Below are 3947 nucleotides of genomic sequence, written 5' to 3' on the forward strand. Positions count from 1 at the left end.
TACATCGTTCGTTGCGCCGATGATACCTTGTATACGGGGATCGCGCGCGACGTCACCAAACGTCTTGCCGTGCATAACGCGGGCGACGGGGCGAAGTATACCCGCGCCCGCCGACCGGTCGTTTTGGTGTGGCAAAGCGATGTGACGGACGAACGCACCGCGCGGCGCACGGAATGGTATATCAAGCGATTATCCCGTCGCGAAAAGGACGCGTTGATCGACGGGGATGCGCGCGTGCGGGCGAAAATTGACGCGTGGTTGGCGGCGCGCCCGTAAGCGGAACCGGACCGGTCTCGTGGTATAATAAAGAGAAAGCATAAGAACGGAGTGAACCATGTTACTACAGTTACAAGCGCTGCTTTCCACGATGCGGATCCTCGATATCGTCGATATCCTCGTGGTAGCGGTGATCCTTTACCAGTTGTACTATTTGATCCGCGATACCCGCGCCGTCTCCCTTTTAAAAGGGTTGGTGGTGCTCGGCGCGTTTACGATCGTCAGCAACTGGATGGATCTGCACGTCGTGAATTGGTTGTTGGAAAAGTCGATGACGGTACTTATCGTCGCGTTGCCGATCGTGTTCCAGCCGGAATTGCGCAAAGCGCTCGAACGGCTCGGCCGCGGTCGTTTCATCAGCCGTTCCTCCATCGTCGATGATGAAGAACGGATGCGCGTGATTGATGAAGTGGTGCTCGCCTGCGAACGGATGAGCGAAAAGAAAATCGGCGCGCTGATCGCCTTCGAACGGGCGGTGCGTCTGGCGGAATACGGCGACACGGGCATCTACTTGGACGCGGTCGTGAGCGAAGAGTTGTTGGGCAATATTTTTATTCCCAATACGCCTTTGCATGACGGCGCCATTTTAATTCGGGAAAATCGCGTGGTCGCGGCGGGTTGCCTGCTGCCGCTGACGCAGGATCAAAACTTATCGAGCGCGCTCGGCACGCGGCATCGCGCCGGCATCGGCCTGACGGAGCAGGGCGACGCGCTGGTCGTGATCGTCAGTGAAGAAACGGGAGCGATTTCTTACGCGTACGGCGGTCATATTTATCGCCATTTGGACGGCGACAATCTGCGCAACATGTTGCGCAATTACCTCCTCAAAGGAAACGATAACCGATTGCGTTTGGGCGAATTCTTTAACTGGAGGAAATCATGAGAAAATGGCTGGGCGGCAACTGGACGGCGAAGCTTATCTGTTTTTTCGTGGCGGTGTTTCTCTGGGTGTTTATCATGAACGACCAGAACCCGCTTGTCGAAAGCAGCTATGAACTGCCGGTCGAAGTGACGCATTTGGACGATTCATTGGTGGCGCTGGACGCGCCGCAGAGCGTGCATGTCAAATTGCGCATGCAAAGAAACACAATGTTGCAGCTGCGCGAATCCGATATGAAAGCCGTGCTGGACATGATCCAAGCGGATGTCGGGGAAAATGAAAATATGACCTTGCAACTGATACTGCCGCCGGGCGCGGAAGTGATCGAGCAAAAACCGTTGCGTTTCACGGTCAATGTGGATGAAGTGGCCTCGCGGACCATTCCGGTGACGGCGAAGGTAACCGACGATCCGGCCGGCGATCACGGCGGCGCGGTGACGGCGATCACCCCGAATGTAGTGACGATCACCGGTCCGTCGAGTCGGGTGTCCCAAGTGAAAACCGCGCAGACGGAGATTCACACTGCGGGACGCAAAACCGATTTTGATATCGTGGCGGCGGTCGCGCTGTATGACGCGGAGGGCAATAAAGTGAACGGCGTCACCTTCGCGCCGGAAAATGTGCTCGTCAAAATAAAAATCAATCCGCTGCGGGTCGAGAAAACCTTGCCTTTAGCGGTACAGACAAGCGGCTCGCCGGCGTACGGTTGGCGGGTGGACGCGATTGAAATCATGCCGCGGGAAGTGACGCTCGCGGGTGAAAAATCGCAGTTGGACGCGCTTTCCGCCTGGCAGTTGCCGGCGATTTCGGTGAGCGGCGAGTCCGGAGAGGTCATTCGACAGGTGGAAGTTCCCGTACCGAGCAACGGCGCGGCGACACCGGAAACGGCAACGGTGCGAATCGTATTAAAAGCGGAATAAAGGGAAAACAGTAGGAGGATTTTATGGCACGATTGTTTGGCACGGACGGTGTGCGCGGCGTCGTCAATGACACATTGACACCGGAACTCGCGTTTCATTTGGGACGCGCGGCGGCGGTGTTTTTCGTACAGGGCGATGACACGGCGGCGCGCCCGCGTTTTCTGATCGGTTTCGATACCCGCATCTCGGGCACGATGCTCGCCGCGGCGTTGGCGGCGGGCGTTTGCTCGGCGGGCGGCGATGTTGATATCGTCGGCGTGATTCCGACACCGGGGGTCGCGTACCTGACGCGCACCGGCGATTACACGGCGGGCGTGGTGATTTCCGCTTCGCACAATCCGTATCCCGATAACGGCATCAAATTTTTTGACCGGTTCGGTTTTAAGTTGCCGGACGCGGCGGAAGATGAAATTGAAGCCATGCTGCGCGGCGACGCGCTTGATAACAGCGCGCGACCGACGGCGGAGGCGGTCGGCCGCATTCAGCTGATTCCGGAAGCGGCGCAACGCTATACGGACTACATCGCGGCTACGGCGCCTTGCCGTTTGGACGGCTTGAAAATCGTCGCGGACGCGGCGCACGGCGCGGCTTCCGATGTGACGCCGGCCGTTTTGCGTGAGCTTGGCGCGGAAGTCATCACCATCGCGTCCGAACCGAACGGAGTCAATATCAACGCGGGCGTCGGCTCGACGCATCCGGAACTTTTGCGCGAACGAGTACTTGCCGAAGGAGCGGACGCGGGCGTCGCGAATGACGGCGATTCGGATCGTTGCCTTTTGATTGATGAAACCGGCGCGGTGCTGGACGGCGACCATATATTGCTTTTGGCGGCGCAGCAACTGAAATCGCAAAATAAGCTGAAAAATGACACGGTTGTCGCAACGGTCATGAGCAATATCGGTTTCAAAAAAGCGCTCGAAAAAATGGGTTTACAGGCCGTTTTTACATCGGTCGGAGACCGGTACGTGCTGGAAGAAATGCGCGCCCATGATTACGTGCTCGGCGGCGAACAGTCGGGCCATGTCATTTTTCTCGACTACAATACGACCGGCGACGGCGTATTGACGGCGGTGCAGACCTTGGCGATCATGAAGCAGAGCGGCCGCAAACTTTCGGAATTGGCGCAACTGATGGCCACGTATCCGCAGATTTTACGCAATGTGCGCGTGTATGATAAAGAGTCGTGGCGGGAGAATCCGTTCATCATGGCGGCGATCGGCGCGGCGGAAGAAGAACTCGGTGAAAACGGCCGCGTTTTGGTGCGCGCGTCCGGTACCGAACCGTTGCTGCGCGTGATGGCGGAAGGGCCGGATCATGATCAACTCGAACGCATTGTAACGGATATTTGCGCGACCGTTCAGCGTGAAATCGGCGTGGAAGAATAATTTTCACAATAAAAAAGAAGCCCGCGGGCTTCTTTTTTTGATGCGTTGATTTAATTCGTGAGACTGCGCACCGGCGCGGGAATACGGCCGCCGCGAGCGATGAACTCCGACGCGTCGAAACGATTCACCGCTATGACGGGCGCGTATCCCAACAGGCCGCCGAATTCGACCAGGTCGCCGACTTTTTTGCCGGGCACCGGGATCAAACGGGTCGCGGTCGTTTTGTTATTGATCATGCCGATTGCCGCTTCATCCGCCAAAATCGCGGCGAGCGTCGCGGCCGAGGTGTCGCCGGGGACGGCGATCATATCGAGACCGACCGAGCAGACGCAGGTCATCGCTTCCAATTTTTCCAGCGTCAATGAGCCGCGTTCGACCGCTTCGATCATGCCGAGGTCTTCGCTGACGGGAATGAACGCGCCGGAGAGACCTCCGACACGACTGGCGGCCATCATGCCGCCTTTTTTCACGGCGTCGTTTAAGAGC

The 3947-nt window shown here is 57.6% G+C and carries 5 protein-coding genes; 4 read left to right on the top strand and 1 reads right to left on the bottom strand.

The features are described 5' to 3' along the window. From KH813_RS06190 to glmM, 4 genes are all read left to right on the top strand, one after another. Positions 1 to 276: GIY-YIG nuclease family protein (locus KH813_RS06190; RefSeq protein WP_303994481.1), on the top strand; the 276-nt coding region annotated here is incomplete at its 5' end. Between the two features lie 58 nt (positions 277 to 334). Further along, positions 335 to 1159, top strand: a complete 825-nt coding sequence (gene cdaA, locus KH813_RS06195; protein WP_303994482.1) for a diadenylate cyclase CdaA — start codon at positions 335 to 337, stop codon at positions 1157 to 1159. Then, positions 1156 to 2076: a YbbR-like domain-containing protein gene (locus tag KH813_RS06200; RefSeq protein WP_303994483.1), complete on the top strand. Its 921-nt coding sequence runs from the start codon at positions 1156 to 1158 to the stop codon at positions 2074 to 2076. Before cdaA ends, KH813_RS06200 begins: the two co-directional genes overlap by 4 nt. A 23-nt stretch (positions 2077 to 2099) precedes the next feature. Next, complete coding sequence (gene glmM, locus KH813_RS06205) at positions 2100 to 3461, top strand: phosphoglucosamine mutase (RefSeq protein WP_303994484.1); 1362 nt, start codon at positions 2100 to 2102, stop codon at positions 3459 to 3461. A 50-nt stretch (positions 3462 to 3511) separates the two neighbouring features. On the opposite strand, the gene KH813_RS06210 is transcribed toward glmM, so the two are convergent. After that, a partial coding sequence (locus tag KH813_RS06210; RefSeq protein ID WP_303994485.1) for a DUF711 family protein occupies positions 3512 to 3947 on the bottom strand: 436 nt, incomplete at its 5' end.

This window comes from Negativicoccus succinicivorans (assembly GCF_018373335.1).
Classification (GTDB): Bacteria; Bacillota; Negativicutes; order Veillonellales; family Negativicoccaceae; genus Negativicoccus; species Negativicoccus succinicivorans_A.